Annotated in this window: 18 protein-coding genes, 3 pseudogenes and 1 riboswitch; of the genes and pseudogenes, 5 read left to right on the top strand and 16 right to left on the bottom strand. The window is 38.7% G+C overall.

All coding sequences use genetic code 11. The features are described from left to right. Positions 1-180: 180 nt before the first annotated feature. Positions 181-2,577: a phosphoketolase family protein gene (locus B2008_RS07595; RefSeq protein WP_281829943.1), complete on the bottom strand. Its 2,397-nt coding sequence runs from the start codon at positions 2,575-2,577 to the stop codon at positions 181-183. 304 nt (positions 2,578-2,881) lie between these two features. Here B2008_RS07595 and B2008_RS07590 point away from each other — a divergent pair. Both B2008_RS07590 and B2008_RS07585 read left to right on the top strand, forming a co-directional pair. Next, positions 2,882-3,660 (top strand): annotated as a pseudogene (locus B2008_RS07590) (DeoR/GlpR family DNA-binding transcription regulator). Then, complete coding sequence (locus tag B2008_RS07585) at positions 3,653-3,868, top strand: hypothetical protein (RefSeq protein WP_281829945.1); 216 nt, start codon at positions 3,653-3,655, stop codon at positions 3,866-3,868. The pseudogene B2008_RS07590 and the gene B2008_RS07585 overlap by 8 nt, the downstream one beginning before the upstream one ends. 89 nt (positions 3,869-3,957) lie before the next feature. Here the strand turns inward: B2008_RS07585 and B2008_RS07580 are convergent, their stop codons facing one another. The 5 genes from B2008_RS07580 to B2008_RS07560 all read right to left on the bottom strand — a co-directional run bounded on the left by B2008_RS07580 (position 3,958) and on the right by B2008_RS07560 (position 8,243). After that, complete coding sequence (locus tag B2008_RS07580; RefSeq protein ID WP_281829946.1) at positions 3,958-4,683, bottom strand: GntR family transcriptional regulator; 726 nt, start codon at positions 4,681-4,683, stop codon at positions 3,958-3,960. Continuing rightward, positions 4,684-5,607, bottom strand: a complete 924-nt coding sequence (locus B2008_RS07575) for a nucleoside hydrolase (protein WP_281829948.1) — start codon at positions 5,605-5,607, stop codon at positions 4,684-4,686. 119 nt (positions 5,608-5,726) lie between these two features. Then, entirely contained in the window at positions 5,727-6,422 is a 696-nt protein-coding gene (rpiA, locus tag B2008_RS07570; protein ID WP_281829949.1) for a ribose-5-phosphate isomerase RpiA, read from the bottom strand. A gap of 1 nt (position 6,423) precedes the next feature. After that, positions 6,424-7,344, bottom strand: coding sequence for a ribokinase (gene rbsK / locus B2008_RS07565; protein ID WP_281829950.1), 921 nt, complete (start codon positions 7,342-7,344; stop codon positions 6,424-6,426). 95 nt (positions 7,345-7,439) lie between these two features. After that, positions 7,440-8,243: a DUF4931 domain-containing protein gene (locus tag B2008_RS07560; RefSeq protein ID WP_281829952.1), complete on the bottom strand. Its 804-nt coding sequence runs from the start codon at positions 8,241-8,243 to the stop codon at positions 7,440-7,442. Between the two features lie 174 nt (positions 8,244-8,417). Between B2008_RS07560 and B2008_RS07555 the strand changes: the two genes are divergently transcribed. Further along, positions 8,418-9,713, top strand: coding sequence for an extracellular solute-binding protein (locus tag B2008_RS07555; RefSeq protein ID WP_281829954.1), 1,296 nt, complete (start codon positions 8,418-8,420; stop codon positions 9,711-9,713). Positions 9,714-9,763: 50 nt separating this feature from the next. On the opposite strand, the gene B2008_RS07550 is transcribed toward B2008_RS07555, so the two are convergent. The 5 genes from B2008_RS07550 to B2008_RS07530 form a co-directional block, all read right to left on the bottom strand. Further along, positions 9,764-10,687 (bottom strand): Mbeg1-like protein, encoded by a 924-nt coding sequence (locus B2008_RS07550; protein ID WP_281829956.1) that lies wholly within the window; start codon positions 10,685-10,687, stop codon positions 9,764-9,766. 83 nt (positions 10,688-10,770) lie between these two features. Continuing rightward, a complete protein-coding gene (locus B2008_RS07545; RefSeq protein ID WP_281829958.1) occupies positions 10,771-11,430 on the bottom strand; it encodes an amino acid ABC transporter permease in 660 nt (219 codons plus the stop codon). 17 nt (positions 11,431-11,447) lie between these two features. Continuing rightward, positions 11,448-12,089: an amino acid ABC transporter permease gene (locus tag B2008_RS07540; protein WP_281829960.1), complete on the bottom strand. Its 642-nt coding sequence runs from the start codon at positions 12,087-12,089 to the stop codon at positions 11,448-11,450. Beyond that, positions 12,089-12,904 (bottom strand): transporter substrate-binding domain-containing protein, encoded by an 816-nt coding sequence (locus B2008_RS07535; RefSeq protein ID WP_281829961.1) that lies wholly within the window; start codon positions 12,902-12,904, stop codon positions 12,089-12,091. The genes B2008_RS07540 and B2008_RS07535 overlap by 1 nt, the downstream gene beginning before the upstream one ends. Positions 12,905-12,915: 11 nt before the next feature. Next, positions 12,916-13,656, bottom strand: coding sequence for an amino acid ABC transporter ATP-binding protein (locus B2008_RS07530; protein WP_281829963.1), 741 nt, complete (start codon positions 13,654-13,656; stop codon positions 12,916-12,918). Between the two features lie 257 nt (positions 13,657-13,913). Between B2008_RS07530 and udk the strand changes: the two genes are divergently transcribed. Continuing rightward, positions 13,914-14,549, top strand: coding sequence for a uridine kinase (gene udk, locus B2008_RS07525; RefSeq protein WP_281829965.1), 636 nt, complete (start codon positions 13,914-13,916; stop codon positions 14,547-14,549). A 21-nt stretch (positions 14,550-14,570) separates the two neighbouring features. On the opposite strand, the pseudogene B2008_RS08300 reads toward udk, so the two are convergent. The 5 genes and pseudogenes from B2008_RS08300 to phnD form a co-directional block, all read right to left on the bottom strand. Continuing rightward, positions 14,571-14,960: pseudogene (locus tag B2008_RS08300) on the bottom strand (MFS transporter); the annotation flags it as partial. A 119-nt stretch (positions 14,961-15,079) separates the two neighbouring features. Further along, a complete protein-coding gene (locus tag B2008_RS07520; protein ID WP_281829967.1) occupies positions 15,080-15,658 on the bottom strand; it encodes an ECF transporter S component in 579 nt (192 codons plus the stop codon). Between the two features lie 52 nt (positions 15,659-15,710). Continuing rightward, a riboswitch (TPP riboswitch) is annotated at positions 15,711-15,801 on the bottom strand. A 34-nt stretch (positions 15,802-15,835) separates the two neighbouring features. Then, a pseudogene (locus B2008_RS07515) lies at positions 15,836-16,610 on the bottom strand (ABC transporter ATP-binding protein); the annotation flags it as partial. 124 nt (positions 16,611-16,734) lie between these two features. After that, complete coding sequence (locus tag B2008_RS07510) at positions 16,735-16,884, bottom strand: hypothetical protein (RefSeq protein WP_281829969.1); 150 nt, start codon at positions 16,882-16,884, stop codon at positions 16,735-16,737. Positions 16,885-17,021: 137 nt separating this feature from the next. Continuing rightward, on the bottom strand, positions 17,022-17,951 hold the full coding sequence (phnD, locus tag B2008_RS07505; protein ID WP_281829970.1) for a phosphate/phosphite/phosphonate ABC transporter substrate-binding protein: 930 nt from the start codon (positions 17,949-17,951) through the stop codon (positions 17,022-17,024). Between the two features lie 214 nt (positions 17,952-18,165). Here phnD and B2008_RS07500 point away from each other — a divergent pair, with 214 nt between their 5' ends. After that, positions 18,166-19,368, top strand: coding sequence for an MFS transporter (locus B2008_RS07500; RefSeq protein WP_281829971.1), 1,203 nt, complete (start codon positions 18,166-18,168; stop codon positions 19,366-19,368). The last annotated feature ends 91 nt before the right edge of the window (positions 19,369-19,459 follow it).

The following is a 19,459-nucleotide window of genomic DNA, read 5'->3' as shown; positions in this document are numbered from 1 at the left end:
ATAAGTGCTTTCTTTTGGTACCAATGTTATTTTATTTGAGTTATAACTTGACCGTCAATTTTGATGCTTGGAATTCGTTTCAGCATTTACGAAACTCTTACATGCTCTAATAAATAAAGACAAAATAAAAATCACAGCCTTTCAACTGTGATTTCTATTAATCTATTCTATTGTTTTGTCTTAATTAAGACCTTCCCATTTCCATTCGGTAACTTCAGGAATATCCTTACCATTATCACGAATGTATTGGTAGTGCTTAGCAAGCAAGTTATCCATTTCATTTACAAAGTCCGCATTCTTGCCAGCCAAACTTGGAATGCTTTCAACAGCATCTTTAGCTAAATCGAAACGATCAAGGTGGTTCAAGACACGCATATCAAATGGAGTAGTGATATCACCATTTTCTTCATAACAGTGAATATGAACATTGTAACGTTTACGGCCGAACCAGATTGATTGCATCATGCTCTTGTAGCCGTGCCATGCAAAAATAACTGGAACATCGCTTGAGAATAGACGATCAAATTCTTCTTGTGAAATAGCGTTAGGATTATCCGTCGTGTTCATCAATTTCATGACATCCACAACATTGATGTAGCGAATCTTAAGTTCTGGGAACTTCTTGTGCAAAATATCAATCGCTGCTAAAGTTTCCAAAGTTGGTTCAGTTTCAGTTGAAGCAAAGACAACATCTGGCTTTGCACCCTTGTCAGTTGAAGCCCAATCAATGTAGCTTAAGCCTTTGTCAGCAAGTTTTTCAGCTTCTTCAATTGAGAACCATTGTGGACGAGGTTGTTTAGAAGTTACCAAGACGTTGATACATTCACGATTTTGGAATGCCTTATTAGATACAGCAAGCAAGGTATTTGTATCTGATGGCAAATATTCATGAATCAAGTCTGGACGATTCTTTTCATATAAGTGAGTCAAAATACCTGGATCTTGGTGAGTGTACCCATTATGGTCTTGTTGGAATACTGTTGAAGTTGCCACGAAGTTAAGAGCTGGGTAATCGTGACGCCAATATTGTTCCTTAGCTTTACGAAGCCATTTCATGTGTTGCGTAAGCATTGAATCAACTACACGACCGAATGCTTCATAAGTTGCAAAGAAGCCATGACGACCAGTCAAAACATATCCTTCAAGGAAGCCTTCATCTTGGTGTTCTGATAATTGTGAGTCAATGATGCGGCCGCTTGGAGCCAAGTTTTCATCATTTGGTTCATGAATTTCTGGTTCCCATTGACGCTTTTGATCATCAAGCAAGCTGAACAACCGGTTGGACTTAGATTCATCAGGTCCAAAGCCTCTGAATGTATCAGGGTTAAGTTTAGCAATTTCATCCAGATACTTAGCCCATTCAACCATGTCTTGTGCTTCCATTTGACCTGGCTTAAATTTCAAAGCATACTGGCGGTAATCTGGCAAATTCAAGCGCTTAGGGTTCTTACCCCCATTAGTGATTGGGTTCATAGCCATTCTGTGATCGCCCTTAGCAGTGTTTTCGGTAACGATTTCTTTAGGAGAGCCGTCTTCATTGAACAACTCTTCAGGCTTGTAGCTCTTAAGCCAATCAACAAGCATATCCTTGTGTGTCATATCGCCTTGTGCGACTGGAATTGGAATTTGGTGAGCACGGAATGAGTTTTCAATTGGGTTGCCATCCAAGTCCTTCTTTGGGCCAGTCCATCCCTTTGGGCATTGGAAGATAATCATTGGCCAATGTGGCAAACTTGCGTCATTGTTTTCACGAGCATGCTTTTGAATAGCTTTGATTTCTTCAATGACTTCATCCATGGTCTTAGCCATTTCTTCATGAACTTGCATTGGATCCTTTTCACCGTCAAAACGGCCACCCTTAAAGACAGAAACAAAGTGTGGATCCCAACCCATGCCGCGGAAGTATTCAGTTAATTCTTCATCGCTCATTCTCGCAACGATTGTTGGGTTAGAAATCTTGAAACCATTAATTTGCAAAATAGGAAGAACGGCACCATCTTTGATTGGATTGATGAACTTGTCGCTAAACCAACTTGCTGCAAGTGGTCCAGTTTCTGATTCACCGTCACCGATTTCAACAGCGGCAATTACATCAGGATTATCCAAAATTGCACCGGTACCATGTGAAAGTGAGTAACCCAATTCCCCACCTTCGTGGATTGATCCTGGAGTTTCTGGAGCAGCGTGAGAAGCAACACCACCTGGGAAACTGAAGCGCTTGAATAATTTTGCCATACCCTTTTCATCTTGAGTAATTTCTGGGTAGCGTTCAGTGTATGAGCCGTCAAGGTATGAGTTAGAAACCATTACTTGGCCACCGTGACCGGAACCTTCAATATAGAACATATCTAAATTATATTTCTTAAGTACACGGTTTAAGTGAGCGTAAATAAAGTTTTGTGGAGCAATTGTTCCCCAGTGACCGATTGGCTTTGGCTTTACATCTTCAGCAACTAAAGGGGTCTTAAGAAGAGGATTCTTCATTAAGAAAAGCTGCCCAACTGACAGATAGTTGGCTGCACGCCAGTATGCGTCAACACTCTTTAAGTATTCTTTTGAATCGTAATCGACTGACATTTTCTTCTCCTTTTAAATAATTTTGAAAAGCTGATACATTTATATTTGATATTTTTGACTACGCCTATATAATACCAATTTTTAGTAAGAGTTCAACTATTTTTTAAATTGGTACCTACCAATTATGATAAGTGCTTTATTTCTGCTGTCACGCTTAAAAGATTGTTATAAAAGCATTTATCATTTTTGGGCTAAGTGTTTGCTTTGTGATATGCTTAATAATGCTTATTTAATACTGCTAAAATGCTTACTAAACTAAATAACTTTTTGAAAAGCTGTTAGCTTTTGAGATGGAGGAAGAAAAATGACTCAAGAAGAACGTTTGCTAGAAATTAAAGAAATGCTAAAAAAGCAGCATCGGCTTTCTACACGAAAACTAGCTGATCATTTTGGCGTCGCCTTTGATACAGCAAGACGCGATGTATTGCGATTAACTTCAACCGGTCAAGCCGTTCGTATTCACGGCGGTTTGATGGAGCTTGAACATAATACCGTTCCGGACTTCTTAGTCAGAAGTCAAATTCAATCTCCGCTTAAAGAAAAAATGGCTAGAAAAGCCAAGCGTTTTATTCATCCTGGGCAGAGTTAGATTTTATTGCTTCTTCGACAACCTTGGAGCAGCTTTGCCATATGATTGCTGGCATTGATTTGCAAGTTGTCACTAATTCAGTTGATAATGCTTTTGCTTTGATGAATTCTCCGCTTCCTGGTGTAACGATTTTAGGTGGCAAGCTTTATAAAAAAGAGCATTATCTTGCTTCATCTGATGCTCTAGAGCAAATAAAAAAGCTGCGCTTCAACACAGCTTTTATCGGAGCATCCAAAGTTCGTCAAGATGGTATCTATACCGCTAGTCAAGCTGATGCGGAAATTATCGAAACAGTAGTTGCTCACAGCAACCAAGTTGCTTTAATCGCAGAAAAATACAAATTCACCAATCATAATTCTTCCCCTTACTTATCAGCTCCATTGAGCAAAATTGATGTCGTCATTACTGACACGCCAATTCCTACTGAATTTAGAAATGCGTTTACTGAACGGACGCAAATTATTCCGGTGATGAGGAAGGATAGTTATGCTTAGTCTCTTTAACAAATTTAATTCTAATCAGCAAAAAGAAACCGATGAAGTTTATCAATTATTGCAAGAATTTTATGATAGCTTTTTTGGCAATATGTATGGCCATGAAGCATTTGCCGTTAACGAGTCAGCAGCAAAAGCTGATGAACGAATTGAATTTAAAAACAAAGCGGGTAAGCTTGAGCTATGTTTACACCAGTCCCCTGAATGATGCCAAACAGTTCATGCCTTTCTAAAGACCTGTTCTAATTACGATGAATCTAAAAAGAGTGCAAGACGCACATGGTTTGCACTCTTTTTTTAACGATTTAAATTGACGAAAGTATTAAACCGCATGTAATGATAATGAACGCGCATATTAGAAACTTCAAATGGCGTCCCATCATCCAAGAAGAAAATCCCTTCCATTACCCCTACAGGTTCTGTTGCCTTCAACTTCATTTTTTCTTGATCTTCTTTGTTTGATGGCTCAACAGTAATATTCAAAAAGGATTTCGTTACTGTTTTATTCTGTTCATCTTCCAAATAATTAAACAAAGACTGCTGCAAGGTTTCTGGTTTTAGTTCCGGCATAATCTTGATCGGCAAATAGCCGCGCTCAATTAGGAAAGGCTGCTCATCTAGCAAACGCAGACGTTTAAATTTATAGACAAAATCATTTTCATTCAGAAACAGGTCCTGGGCAATCTCCTTGGGAGCCTTAATAACATGAAAATCCAGCAATTTAATTTGCTGCTTTTTGCCTGGAACTTTAAAACTATCTGTCAGTCCCAAGTTTGATCCTTCATAGCGAAATAATGCTTGGTTTTTCAAATACAGCGGATTGATAAATGTGCCGCTGCCGCGTTTTTTAAAAACAATTCCCTGATCAGCCAGCAGCGCTAACGCCCGCTTAATTGAAGAACGACTTACTTGATAAGTCTGAGCTAAAGTCCGCTCATCAGGAAGGCGCATTCCATTAAAACTATTACTCAAAATTTTGTGCTTTAAATCGTGCATCACGCTGCGATAAACATAATCTGCCATTTATTTTCTTCCTTGATCTGCTTGGTTAATACTATTAGTAAACCAGCGACTAAATTTCTCAAGATCAACATCAACTGCCACTTCGGCATTCGGCTGACCACTCATAAAATCAATTACGCTTGCTCCATAAGTAAAACGACCGGCAAGTTCAATCTCTACTCTCGCCTTTTTTATCACAAAAGCCTCAGGACAAAGAATCAGTGCTACTGCGGTTGGATCGAAAATCTTAATTCTTGGATCGCCATCTGGTTCTTTAATATGCGAAAACAAGCCGTACAGCCTTTTACCAACCTCACCGCAATTTTTAATTTCTTCCATTTGTTGCGGCGTAATGTGAGTTTTATTGCCAATTTCCAAAGGAGCTACCTTAATTTCAACCCCGCTGTGGAACACTACTTGAGCAGCTTCAGGGTCGCCAGCAATATTATATTCTGCAAGTGGACTGTGATTGCCGCGTCCAATATTGCCACCCATGATTACGATTTGAGCAATATTTTCTACAACGTTTGGATATTGTTTTATTAAAAGCGCAAAATCTGTTAACGGTCCAATGCCGAGCAAAGTTACCTTTTTAGGACTATCCATAATGGCATTGTACATAAGGGTTGCAGCCAGACCTGGGACAAGCAACTGCTCATTTGCCTCAGGAAAATCATAACCTGCGACCCCAGTCTTGCCGTGAACCGAAGCGGCAGAAATCATTGGTGCGACTAGTGGTTGATTTGCACCTGCAACTACCGGAACTTTTGTATGCAAAAATTCTTCTAAATTTAAAGTATTCTGCAGAGTATATTCTAGTGCAACATTGCCCCAAGTTGGCACCAGCATTTTGACATCAAACTCAGAAGCAAACAAGCTGATAGTCATGGCAGCAATATCGTCAATTCCGGGATCTGTAGAAATAATTAATGGCTGTTTTGTCATTTAAATCGTCCTTTCAGCATTTATTCGTGTAAGTTAATCATACCAAAACTCGACTAAACTTGTTGTCTTTATTCAAATAAAAAAGGAATGGGCAACCATTCCTTTTCAATCTTTATAATTTATTTTCTCTTGTCTTCGATGCTGCCATCATTGTGAGCAATGATCACTTCATCGCACATGTCCAAGAACAAGCCGTGTTCAACTACGCCCACCGTATGATCCAAATAGTCAGCCAATCCATGTGGTGCTGGTACCGGATCAGCGGCCAAATCAATGATGTAGTTGCCATAGTGCGTTACGTAGCGCTTGCCGTTTTCATCCTTGCGCCATTGCGGCTTTAATCCTTCCTGCTCGAACTTTCTGAAGTTTTGTTCACAGGAAATTGGCAATACTTCCACTGGAAGCGGGAAGCCGCCCAAACGATGAACTAATTTTGATTCATCGACAATCCAGATAATCTTCTTGGAATTGATGGCGACATTTTTCTCCAAAGTCAATGCACCACCGCCGCCTTTGATGCCGTCCAAATTATCAGCCACTCTGTCGACACCGTCTACCGTCAAATCGGCTTGATCAATATCGGCCAGTTCGTCTACTTTGAAGCCAAGCCCTTCAAGCTGCTTCTTGCTACGGTTGGAAGTGGTGACGATATGCTTTAAAGTGAAGCCCTCTTTTTCTTTTCTCTGTCCCAAGGCATCGATAAAGAAGGCAACGGTTGAACCGGTTCCAACGCCTAAAACCGAACCCGGCTTAACCATTTCTGCTGCCTTAGTGGCTGCTTCTTTTTTTAACTGATCTTGTTGCTTTTTGTCCATTTTATTTCTCCATTAAATCTTTAACTTCTTTTGCTGTTGGAATTGAAGGCTGAGCTCCCAAACGCTGAACGGCAATTGAGGATGCTCGACTGGCGATTACTGCAGCCTGTTCAATATTGGTTAAATCCTTATTTAAATTGCCAGCCAAAAATCCAAGGAAGGTATCACCAGCAGCAGTCGTGTCAACGGCGCTTACTTTAAATGCTGGCACTAATTTTTCGGCAACGGCAGTAGAAATATAAGCACCTTTGTCACCATAGGTGATCACTACATTGCTGACGCCCATTTCATGCAACTTGGCAGCACTAAGCTTTAAATCATTCTCTTCATTGATTTCAATCCCAGTAATTGCGGCACTTTCAGTCTCATTGGGTGTGACAACGTCGGTTAACTGCAGCAATTCTTGTGGAATATTTTTAATTGCTGGAGCTGGGTTTAAGATTGTGACTGCACCTTGCCGCTTTGCCAATTTAAAAGCCTCAATCGTTGCCTCAAGCGGAGTTTCAAACTGAGCAATGACGCAATCTACTTCACCAAGCAAATTGCTTGCAGAATCAATATCTGAAACGCTCAAACTATAATTGGCGCCATGATCAATAATAATGTCATTTTGACCATTGTCATTTAAGGTAATGTAAGCATGACCTGTATTTTGTCCAGCAGTTGTTTGTACATATTCAAGGCTAACACCATAATTTTTCAACTGCTTAAGCATGAATTCACCGGTACTGTCTTCACCAACACGCGAAATAAATTGCGTTTCGGCACCGCTTTTTGCGGCAGCTACAGCTTGATTAGCTCCTTTCCCACCAGCAGCCATCGTTACCTCAGAAGCATTGATGGTTTCGCCTGGTTTAGGAAAATCCTTTACATGCAAAGTTGTATCCACATTGCTTGATCCAACAACAACAATTTTTTTCATCTTATGCAATCCTCTTAATTAAGCATTTTTATCAAGTCAATTATAACAAAAAAGCACTTTTATCGGTGCCTTTTCCATTCTTTTACCATTTATCTTTAAAGCAAAATGCCGCCATTTACAAACCCATGCAGGCGTTTAGCCTCCCACTTGAGAGTATTGGAATCATCAACTTGAGAAATCTTATAGCCAACAAAATATGGGGAAGCGTAAAAACGTGGAATAATCTTGCAGCATGTGCCTTGACCATCATTGATTGGATAGAAAAACAAGTTATAAGAATCCACACCATGTGATAAAACTGAGCGGACATACTGCGTTCCTTTTTGAATTAAATCTGCCCAGATATTCAAATCTTGATTATGGTGCGTCAAAATATTAACTTCTTGATAGCCTTGCACCGGATGGGCCGACAAATTCATTTCAACATCCCCGGACTTGCCTACTTCAAACCCTGTAAAGTTTCCAGCTTCAATATCCCGGTAACCATCTTTGTGATATAAGCCAACGATCTGCATATGCGGATGAGTCAAAGAACCATCTGACTTAGGACCGAAGTTCTTATACCAAAGAACGCTCTCATATTTGCCAAAATTATTCATTTTTTGAAAACATTTGAGCGCAAAAGCCATTAATTCTTCGTTTTCTTCACGGGTATAAGTGGAAACATCCCCTTGGTGGTCGCTAGACTCAATTAAAATGGTTTGGTCAGTATCCTGTAGAGTTGGATACTTGTTCTTGAGCCAGATCATGTCGCCCTTTTTCTCATAAATATTTTCCAAATGAGCTACATTACAGAAAGGACAGCCTGCACTCTTATTGCCCTGCCGGTTGCCATAATCATAATCGTAAGGCTTACGTTTACCAATTGAATAATTATATACTAAGGGATTTTTGTCCATATTCTCACCTAAAAAATAAAATTTATCTACACAATATTTATATTCTTAATTTTAATTTTATTTTGTCAACTGTCAATTAGAAACATTAATTTAAATAGTAACTTCAAAAGTACGTCTTTTATGCTAAAATGAACGCTGTAAGGTTTTAAAAAGAAGGGAGAATAAGTTATTATCATGAAACTTATTCATAAAGCAGCTGCAGTTGCTGCAGTTGCAGCAGCTGCATTAGGCTTGAGTGCATGCTCAAATAGCCAAAGCAGTTCATCATCTACTAAAATTCCAACCAAAATTACTAAGAAGACAACTGTTACTTTTTGGTATTCATTAACAGGTTCCTCACAAAGTGCCTTAAAGAAATTAACGAAAGAATTTGAAAAGAAGAATCCGAATATTACTATTAAGTTGCAGAGCCAGGGTGGCAACTATTCTGACTTGCAAGCCAAGTTAACTTCTGGTCTGCAATCGCCAAAAGATTTGCCAACCATTGCTCAAGCTTATCCAGATTGGCTATATAATGCAGCCAAAAATAAGATGCTGGTCAACCTCACTCCTTATGTTAAAAATAAAAAAATCGGTTGGGGTTCATATAAGAACAGCAAGATCCAAAGTGGACTGTGGAACGGTGCAAAAATCGGTGGAACTCAATACGGCGTTCCGTTTAACAAGTCCGTTGAAGTGCTTTTCTACAACAAGACTTTGCTTGACAAATATGGTGTCAAAGTTCCAACCACAATGGCAGAATTAAAGACAGCATCACAAAAGATCTATGAAAAGAGCAATCACAAGGTTCGGGGCATGGGCTTCGATGCTTTGAACAACTACTACATGCTTTCAATGAAGGAAAACGGCGTTAGCTTCAACAAGAATCTTAACTTTGCTAGTTCCACTTCCAAAAAAGTCATTCATTACTATGCCGATGGCGTTAAGGCTGGCTACTTCATGCAAGCCGGAACTGAAAAATACATGTCTACCCCATTCAGCAACGCTCAAGTTGCGATGTTTATCGGTTCAACTGCTAACGAAGCTTACGTTAAGCAAGGTCTTTCAAAGAAATACACTTACGGCATTGCACCACGTCCAAGCAAGTTGAACGTTCAACAAGGTACTGATATTTACATGTTTAGTCACGCTACTGCTACTCAAAAGGCAGCCGCCTTCATGTATATGAAATTCTTAACCAGCAATTCCTCTCAACTTTACTGGGCTCAACAAACCGGTTATATGCCTGTTAACTCAGACGTTTTAAATTCATCAACTTATAAAGCCGATAAAAGCAGCAAGATACCTGCAATTTTAGCAAAAACTACCAAGAATCTATACTTCTTGCCTGTAACTAAGAACGCTGCCTCTGCTTATGACCAAGTAAATGCCAATATGCAATTTATCCTCGCTCTAGCTGCTAAAAAGCAAAGCTGGAACAGTGCAATTACTACTGGCAAGAGCAAACTGGACAGTTCTTGGAATCAATAGAATATTAAAGTAAACAAAAAGGACTTAGCTTTTCAAGGCTAAGCCTTTTTTTAGTCATTTTTATCTTTTAAAAGGCCTGACTTGTTCAAAAAATCATTAATTTTTGACCAGCCACGCTTGTCTGGCCAACGCTGCTGCAACTCTTTAAATTTGCGATTGGCAAGCTGCCGTATTTCTCCAGCCTGGCCCATTTTTTCAACGGAGTAGGCCAAATCATTTGAGCGGGACAACAATTTATGCTCACTCATGCTTTCCTGCAAAAAGGCGTCGTCAACTTCCCGCAACTTTACATTGCCATTTTTATCAAATTGATAACCACCCCATAAGTGCTGTTTGATTGGTGGCATCTTTTCACTATCAACATAGCACAATTTGCCAATCATATGGTGACTGGCAGTAATTCCTAAAGTTACCGGATCATAGATATCAACATAATTATAAATCTTCTGTCTCATCTCATTCACGCGGTGGCGCTGCCTCTGATCCAGCAGAAGCCAGATATTGGTTCCTTCATAAAGATATGCCCCGGCAATTCGATCTGGATGACGACAATTAGCTAAAGCATACTGCGCATTGATAGCGCCTAAAGAATGACCATAAACGTAGAAGTGCTCACCCTTATATTCATGAATAGTCTGATTAAGCAGATGAGCCGCACTTTTTAGTTGACTAGGAATCTTTCTTTCATTGGCCAGTAATGCGACCAAAATCGGTAAGTTAGTTCGCAGCCATTCATCCCTCCAAGTGGTAGGATTGCCTTTTGCGATACCGTATGAGCCCTTAAAAAGAATAGTAATTTCTCTTGGATTAGCAATTACAAAAGCTCGCAAACCATCTTCTTCATAAACTGAATTAGTGACAATTCCGATAAAATGATGATCGATTTCAACTTTTTGTCCCAATTTCAGTTCTTCGTAAGACTTCTTGGTTAATTCAATTCGCTGTCGATCAGTTAATTGTTTATTAATATCCATCTTTTTTCCTGCAAAAAAATACTAGTTACCTACTTAATCTTAGCATGCAACTAGTATTTTCTTTTGGATTTATTTGTATTTTTTTAGTCCATCTTAAAACGTTTTTGCAAGTAGCTGGCAAACATCGACAAACAGAAGCAAACGATGAAGTACATTACCGCAATAATTACGTACATTGGAATAATATACGTAGTGTTTTGACTATAAATAATTTGTGCGTGGTAAAGAAGTTCAGGCAAAACAATAATCGTTGCCAAAGAAGTATCCTTAACTAAGGAAACAAACTGTGACAATAAAGCTGGAATCATGTTATGCAAAGCCTGTGGCATCACAACGTGATACATTGCCTGACCAAAGGTCATTCCGTTGGAACGGGCTCCTTCCATTTGTCCAGGATCAATTGATGAAATACCACTACGAACAATCTCAGCCAGCATTGCGCCTTCAAAAATAACCAAGGCAATAATCGAAGCCGCCGTTTGATTGGTAACAATTCCCAATTCTGGCAGACCGAAGTATGTAAAGAAAATAATCAGCAGCAAAGGCAAGTTACGAATAATATCAATAACAAAACCTACAATTGCTGAAACATATTTGATCTTCATATAACGCAAGAGACCGAAAATCAATCCCAGGACAAAACTTAAAATAATCGAAATCAGCGAAACATAAATTGTTACCCACAAACCTTGTAATAAGAAGTTGATATCAACCCATGAATAAGCATGAATAAAAGTTTCCATTTTTCTTCCTTCCTATTCTAGTTTGCGAGTTTCTTCTCTAAGTGGCGCAAATAGTAGCTTAATGGCAAGGTCAAAACCAAATAGAACAAGCCAACTACAATATAAGTGTCAATTGTTTGAAAAGACGCAAAGGCAATCAACTGAGCCTGATACATTAAATCAAAACCGGCAACAAAGGCTAAAACTGAAGAGTTTTTGATTAAGTTAACAAATTGGTTGCCTAATGGCGGAATAACAATTTTCATTGCCTGTGGCAAAATAACATAGCGCATTGCTTGTATATAAGTCATTCCGTTTGAACGGGCACCTTCCATTTGGCCCTCACCGATTGAATTAATACCTGAGCGAACCGTTTCAGCAATAAATGCGGAAGTATACAAGGTTAAGCCAATCGTACCTGATTGAAAACCAGAGAGCTTAAAGAAAAAGCGCGGAACAATCAAATAGAAGATCATCACAATGACCAACAAAGGAATATTTCTGAAAACTTCGATATAGATGTGTGCAATAATGCGTTCAAATTTTGGTGGGGCAACTTCAAGCAGAGCAAAGAAAATTCCCAAAATTAAACTAAAAATTAGGGCAATCACACTACACAAAATCGTATTCCAAAAACCTGTTAGAAAACTAGACCAGTTGTTTGTAAGAATCGACCACATTACTTCAACAACTCCTTCACATCAAAGCCTGGAATACCTTTGAACCATTTATTGATTAAACGATTGTAGGTACCATTTTTCTTAAGTTCAGCTAACGCAGTATTCAAATGATTTACCATTTGTGTCTGGCCCTTGTTAACGGCAATTCCATATGGAGCATTTGTATAAACGCCACCAACCAATTTATAGCCAGGATTTTCTTGAGCAATACCGGCAAGCAAACCATTATCAGTAGTCAAAGCAACACCTTGTCCAGCTTTCAAAGCCGACATTGCCTGACCATAGTCATCATATTGAAACACTTTAGCTTTAGGTGCATATTTATGGACGTCGTCAACCGCCGTCGTCCCTTTAACGGCTAAAACGGTCTTGCCATTCAACTGTTTAACATTAGTAATTTTGCTGCTGTTTGGAACCAATAATGAAGAACCAGCTGGGAAGTATGGATTAGTAAAATCAACTTGCTTGGCTCTTTCTTTAGTAATAGTCATCGTTGCCAAAACAGCATCAACGTTATGATTCTTAAGCAAAGGAATTCTAGTGTTGGCAGTTGTCGTTAAGAATTCAGCATGAGCAGAGCTGCCTAACATTTGTTTAGTAAGTGCTTTGGCCAAATCAATTTCAAAACCTTCGATTTTTCCGGTTTTAATATTAGTCAAGCCGAACAACCGAGTATCTGCTCTAATTCCCCAAACAATCGTCTTGCTTTGCTTTACATGTTCGTATGTATTATCGTTTTTCTTCGTACAACCTGCCAAGGCAAAAACCATCATGAATCCTAGCATCAGCAGGATAATCTTTTTTAATTTTTTCATGGTTTACACCCTTAATCTTTGGAAATGACTTTGCTTAAGAATTCACGTGCACGTTCGGTATTTGGATGTGCGAAAAATTCTTCTGGCTTCCGATCTTCCAAAACATGACCTGCATCAAAGAAAATCAAACGATTGCTTACTTCACGAGCAAAGCCCATTTCGTGAGTTACAACAACCATTGTAATTCCCTGTTCAGCAACATATCTCATAACATCAAGCACATCCTGAATCATTTCAGGGTCAAGGGCACTAGTTGGTTCATCAAACAAAATTACCTTTGGCTTCATTGCAAGTGAACGCGCAATTGCAACACGCTGCTTCTGACCACCAGATAATTGTCTTGGATAAGAGTTAATCTTATCGACCATACCAACTTTTTCCAAATATTGCATCGCGATCTTTTTATTTTCATCATCAGGACGCTTTAAAACAATCTTTGGGGCTAAAGTAACATTTTCAAGGACGGTGTGATTATCGTATAAATTAAAGTGCTGGAAAACCATGCCCACATTTTTACGAATTTTATTGATATCGGTCTTTTTATCAGCCAAATCATAGCCAGTAACCAGCAATTGACCTTTATTGATCTTTTCCAGACCATTCATCGTACGAATAAGCGTACTTTTACCTGCACCAGAAGGTCCAATAATAGAAACAACTTCACCTTCATTAATTTTTAAATTAATATCCTTCAAAGCGTGAAACTTGCCGTAATATTTATCAACATGTTTAAATTCAATGATTGGTGTCATGGGTCCTTATCCCTTCCTTTAAATTCATATAACTATTATTCTACCTTTTTTTCAGAAAATGTAAAAGAAATCTTAATTTATTTCCAAACATTTTTATGATGCGTTCTACTTATTGTTCACTATTTACTAATCATTTTTAAATTCGTACACTCAATTATCCGGTCTTCAATTGCTTGCAGTCGATTCTTTTGCACAAAGTATTGTCATGATCAGTCTTTATCGTTAAGATGATATTGAAATGAAAAAAGGAGAATAACATGACACAACTTGATAAACCTGTAATTATCGGCATTGCCGGTGGTTCAGGGAGTGGTAAAACAACGATCGCACATGAAATTGCTGATGAAATTAATGATGATGACCATATCACCATTTTGACGCAGGATTCTTACTATAAAGATAATACTGGTGTTCCAATGGCTGAAAGAAAGAAGATCAATTATGATCATCCAGATGCTTTTGACATGCCGCTTCTTGAAGCTCAGCTCAATCAGCTGCTTCATCGCAAGCCAATTGAAATGCCAACTTATGACTTTACCGCCCATACTCGCAGTGAAAAGACCATCTATGTCGAACCATCCGATATCATTATTTTGGAAGGGATTCTGGTTTTATCCAATGAAGCTATCCGCAATCTGATGGACATTAAAGTATATGTCGACACTGATGACGACATTCGCTTTATCAGACGATTGGAGCGGGATATGAAGGAGCGCGGCCGTTCTCTTGACTCCGTTATCAATCAATACTTAAGCACAGTTAAGCCGATGTATCATCAATTCATTGAGCCTACCAAGCGCTATGCTGACATCATCGTGCCTGAAGGTGGAGAAAACGATGTGGCAATTGACATGCTGACAACGAAAGTCAGATCTGTTCTTTCCCACAAATAATGAATACAAAAAAAGCCTATTAGTTCTGATTTTGCCAGGCACATAAGAAGTCCACATTAACGGGTATATTAAGTCATAAACCTCGATTGCCGTCCATGAGATGGTATAAGCAAACATAATCACAATTTCATTGCTGGTAACACACGTTAAAGCCATGAAAATTGCCGTCATTGGTGGTAAAATCAACAAAGTTTTGCGGTAACCCAATTTGTGAACAGTGGCAATCATCAAAGACATCAAGATTGCCGTTGCGGCATTAAAAATATTCAAACTTGAAATTAATTGTGGTGCAACAATTTTGTAGTAAGAAAGAGCTGCATCATTGGTAATTCCAGTGACTGCACCTAAAATGCCATATATCAAAAGGTAAATGATGATATTTCGTTTATAACGCGGATTCCAGTTCTTTATAGCCTCCGCTTCCTCTTGTTTTCACTTACTGGTCAAAAAATCCTCTCCCTTTCGCAACTGTAAGCGCTTATCTCTACCTATTATTATTGTAGAACTAAAAGAGAGAAGTAAAAAAACGCTTATGAAAGTTCAGGCTTCAAAATTCGATCAAACAAATTAGTAATCAGCTTAACTAGGACACCATCAAACAGTAAGGCAGAAATAATTCCAGCAATAAACATTGCAACCTGTAAATTGAAGCTGTATTTATACCAGCCATACAAGAAATATTGTGGAATATAAGCACCAAGATTGGCAAAAAAGGCACCAGTTAAGACGCTTGCCCATGAAAAGTTGATATAACGCTTTTTCTTAGGGAAAAAACCTATTTCATTAGCAGCACCCTGAATCAGTCCTTCCAAAACCGTCAGCGCGCCCCATTGCCCGCCCAATGCCATTTCAACAATAGATGCCAATACTTCGCCAATTGTGCCCGATCCGACCGTGGGAACAAAATACATTGCAAGCGGTGCTGCCATAAACCACAGACCAGAAAATATCATATCCATCACTGGTGCATAACCTGTGGGCAAAAGCGCTAATTTACACAGATTATACAAATTGTTGAATCCATAAGTATAGACTACGCCCATGATTATTCCAATCAGTGCTACCAAAATAACTGCTTTAACATCCCATTTCGATGATCTTTTAAACATAAAAAATACTCCTAACTAGCTAATATTAATAAGCCAAATAGGAGTACAAGTTATTTGCATTATTTCACTTCCCTTGCGCAAGTATTATCTTGTTCAGGTTCAAAGGGTATCATCTCAGCTTAACAGCACCCCTAGCGGCTTACTATTCATTAATTCATCTCATTTATTATAACATATTTAATCAAAAGCAGTTTGATCAGTATACAACTTATAATAGAAACCATGTTCTTTTAGCAGTTTTTCATGGTTGCCTTCTTCAATTACCGTACCGTTTTTCAGTACTTCAATTTTATCTGAATTCAGGATCGTCTTTAAGCGGTGGGCAATAACAAAACTCGTTCGGACAGCAATCACTTCATCCATTGAAGCATCAGGTTTGCCATAACGAATATTGTCAGCAATTGTCCCCGTAAACAAAACGGAGTCCTGCAAGACGATGCCAATCTTATCTCGCAGCGTCTTCAGCTGAATTTGCCGCAAATCCGTTCCATCATAAGTAATTCTGCCCGAATCAACATCATAAAAACGATTCAGCAGGTTCATAATTGTCGTCTTTCCAGAACCGGTTGGTCCAACTAAGGCGACCGACTTGCCTTTATGCACAGTAATATTAACGCCGTGCAAGATCTCCTTATCTTTATTGTAGCCAAAATGAACATTTTCCAGTTTTAATGCCGTCTGCAAACTGCCAATCTTTTTTACCATTTGGCACTGCATCTTCATCAGGCTGCTCTTCAACCTCAGCTAATCTTCTGGCACCGGTCAAAGCTAATTGAATCATTGAATAAATTGAAGTTACTTGAGTGATTGGTTCGAAGTATGTTTGCGAATATTCAACGAAAGTTACAATCAAGCCCAAACCAATAGCTGCAGAAACTTGACCTGAAATAATCATCCATGCACCCATTGCAATCACGATCGCTAAATTGAGTAAATTTATGTCCTGCCGCAGTTAACTGACAGAATTTTACTCGCTTATCGTGAGAATCAACAATCAATTCCAAGTAGCCTTGGTCTTTTAAGATTTTTATGCCTTTATTGATTGACTGCTTTGGCAAATCGCCTAATTCGGCTAGTTATTTTTGCGTTAGCCGTTTGCGAATGAGCAATTCGTACATTATCAAAGACAGATAATCGTTCAGGCCATTCTTTTGATTCCACTCAGAATAATATTGACTGCCGCGACTGAGTGAAATATTCAACTTTTCAGTGATACTGATGTTCATATTAGTCTTCTTGTGTACTATAGTTGCTAAATATATTAGTACACGCAGGGACTACTGCCAACTAAGATAAAAATAAAGCTGCACTTCAAAAAGAAGTACAGCTTTTCAAATGTATGAACAAATTATCTTAGACTAAATTACTTTTGAAGTTTGGCCAAAATCTTGTCATATTGCCGAATAATATCGAAATTTGAATCCTTAGAACTTACATAGCCGTAGTGTGAATAGATGCTTTCAATAATCTTTCTGCCCTTCTTAGACTTTGCAATTGCTTTGAAGGCTTTGGCAAGCTTTTTTCTGAATTTATAGCTCATATCATGACGAACCGAAATCGTATCATTAGGAATTGGCTTGGTAAAGTAAATAGGCACAACATCCTTCATTACTTTAGGATCATCTTGAGCAGCTATTGGACGAGCATCCGCGAAAGTGAAGGCAGCATCGACATCTCCATTTTCAACAGAAATAATTGCTTGGTCATCACCTTTAATTTGAACGAGCTTGCAAGATTTAAGAACGTTCAAACCTTTTTTATACAGCTCTACAATTGGGAAAATATAACCAGAAGTTGAAACTGCATCTTGAACACCAATCGTCTTGCCTTTCAAATCTTTCCAGGACTTGATCTTAGAACCTTTTTTAACATAAATTCCGGCACGGTATGAGTGGACTAAAGTGTGATTTACAGTACCACTTGGTTCATTATAGCCATAACGCTCAGCTTGCAGAAGAACATCAGCAATTTTCTTCTTGTGCGCTAAAACGTAAGTAGCTGGCGGCATGAAACCGACATCAACTTTTTTAGAAGCCATTCCTTCAATCATTCCGTCATCATCAGTTGAAACGATAACACGAACAGGAATGCCCAATTGTTTCTTAAGCAAAGCTGCCAGCGGTTTTGCTTTTGCCTCTATCTTATTTGCTTGAACAGACGGAACAAATTCAACAGTTAATTCTTTTGGCGTATAGGTCTTGTTGCTGCTTGAACTTTTGCTGCCCGAACAAGCAGTTGCCATTAAAGCCGCGCCGACGGCGACGATCCCAACAATAAATCTCTTAAATTTCATTTTTATTCTCCCTAAAATTCGTATTATTTGAATTTATGCCTCGAGTATAGCAAAGCTCATCATAGTTTTCAACACATTTTATTAACATTATAGGCTTTTTATTCATCTAATATTCGTTTTTAGTAAAAAGAAGCAAGCAGCTTTTAATTTTCATTAAATTTTCTTAGAAATTATGTAATAAGATAAATGCATTATCAAATAAGGAGGAGTTTACGTGAACAACAAAAAGCCAATTTGGAAACGAAACTTACTAGTGCTCTCAATTGCGGTTTTTATCGCTGGAATCGCCTTTTCGGAAGTTATGCCGTTTTTGCCGCTCTATATTGACACTTTAGGGACTTTTACTCATCAGCAATTAAACTTCTGGTCCGGCTTTGTCTTTTCTGGCATTTATTTTGTTTCGGCAGTTGTATCACCTTGGTGGGGCAAGCTTGCAGATAAAAAAGGACGCAAGCTGATGACTTTGCGTGCTTCACTGGGAATGGCGATTGTTCTTGCTGCAATGGGATTAGTGACAAATGTTTGGCAACTGTTCTTCTTGAGAATGCTGCAGGGATTTTTTGCTGGCTTTGTTTCCAACTCCAATGCCTTGATTGCCACTGAAACGCCTAAACAAAATTCCGGACAAGCCTTAGGGACAATGGCATCTTCCTTTACGGCAGGCAACTTGCTCGGGCCTTTTGTTGGTGGAGCCTTAGCCTCAATGTTTAGCTATCGGATTACATTCTTTATCACTGGTGGTCTTTTACTAATCTGTTTCTTGCTTTCACTCTTCTTTGTCCATGAAGAGGGCTTCAAACCAGTAACAGAGAAGAAATTGGACAAAGCAAGCGGCGTTATTCATGAACTTAAGAGTCCTGCCCTTATTTCTGGACTGTTGCTTACTACATTGATTATTCAAGCGGCAAACAACTCTATTAATCCAATTGTTTCCCTTTATGTCAGACAATTAATGAACAATCATGGCAATGTCGTCTTCATTTCAGGCATTATTGCCGCCTTACCGGGAATTGCAACCTTCTTAGCTGCTTCACGTTTTGGCGCATTAGGCGATAAAATCGGAACGCAAAAGATAATCATTGCTGGATTTATTGGTGCTACAATTCTCTTCTTTTTAACAGCCTTTGTGCAAAATACTTTGGAATTGTGTATCCTGCGTTTTTTGGTTGGCTTTACCGATGCTTGCCTGTTTCCTCAAGTGCAAACTATGCTAACCAAAAATTCACCAGGCAAAGTTACAGGAAGAATTTTTTCATGGAATCAGTCTGCAATGTATATCGGTAATATCGTTGGACCGCTTCTGGGATCGACGATTTCCGGCTTTTCAAGCTACAGCATGGTCTTCATCGTAACTGCCGGAATCGTGGTTTTGAATTTAATCTTGTTTAGAATCAACGTTATTAGAAATATGGGATAAATTTTTACTACAAATAATCCTGCAGGCAAAAGTTAAAATAGTAATTGACAAATTTATTAAAAGCTAGTTAAATAAGAGGCAAATAGGAATG

It is taken from the genome of Lactobacillus sp. UBA5813, from assembly GCF_002417895.1.
GTDB classification, from domain to species: Bacteria; Bacillota; Bacilli; order Lactobacillales; family Lactobacillaceae; genus Lactobacillus; species Lactobacillus amylolyticus.
This window is presented reverse-complemented; position numbering and strand designations above follow the sequence as displayed.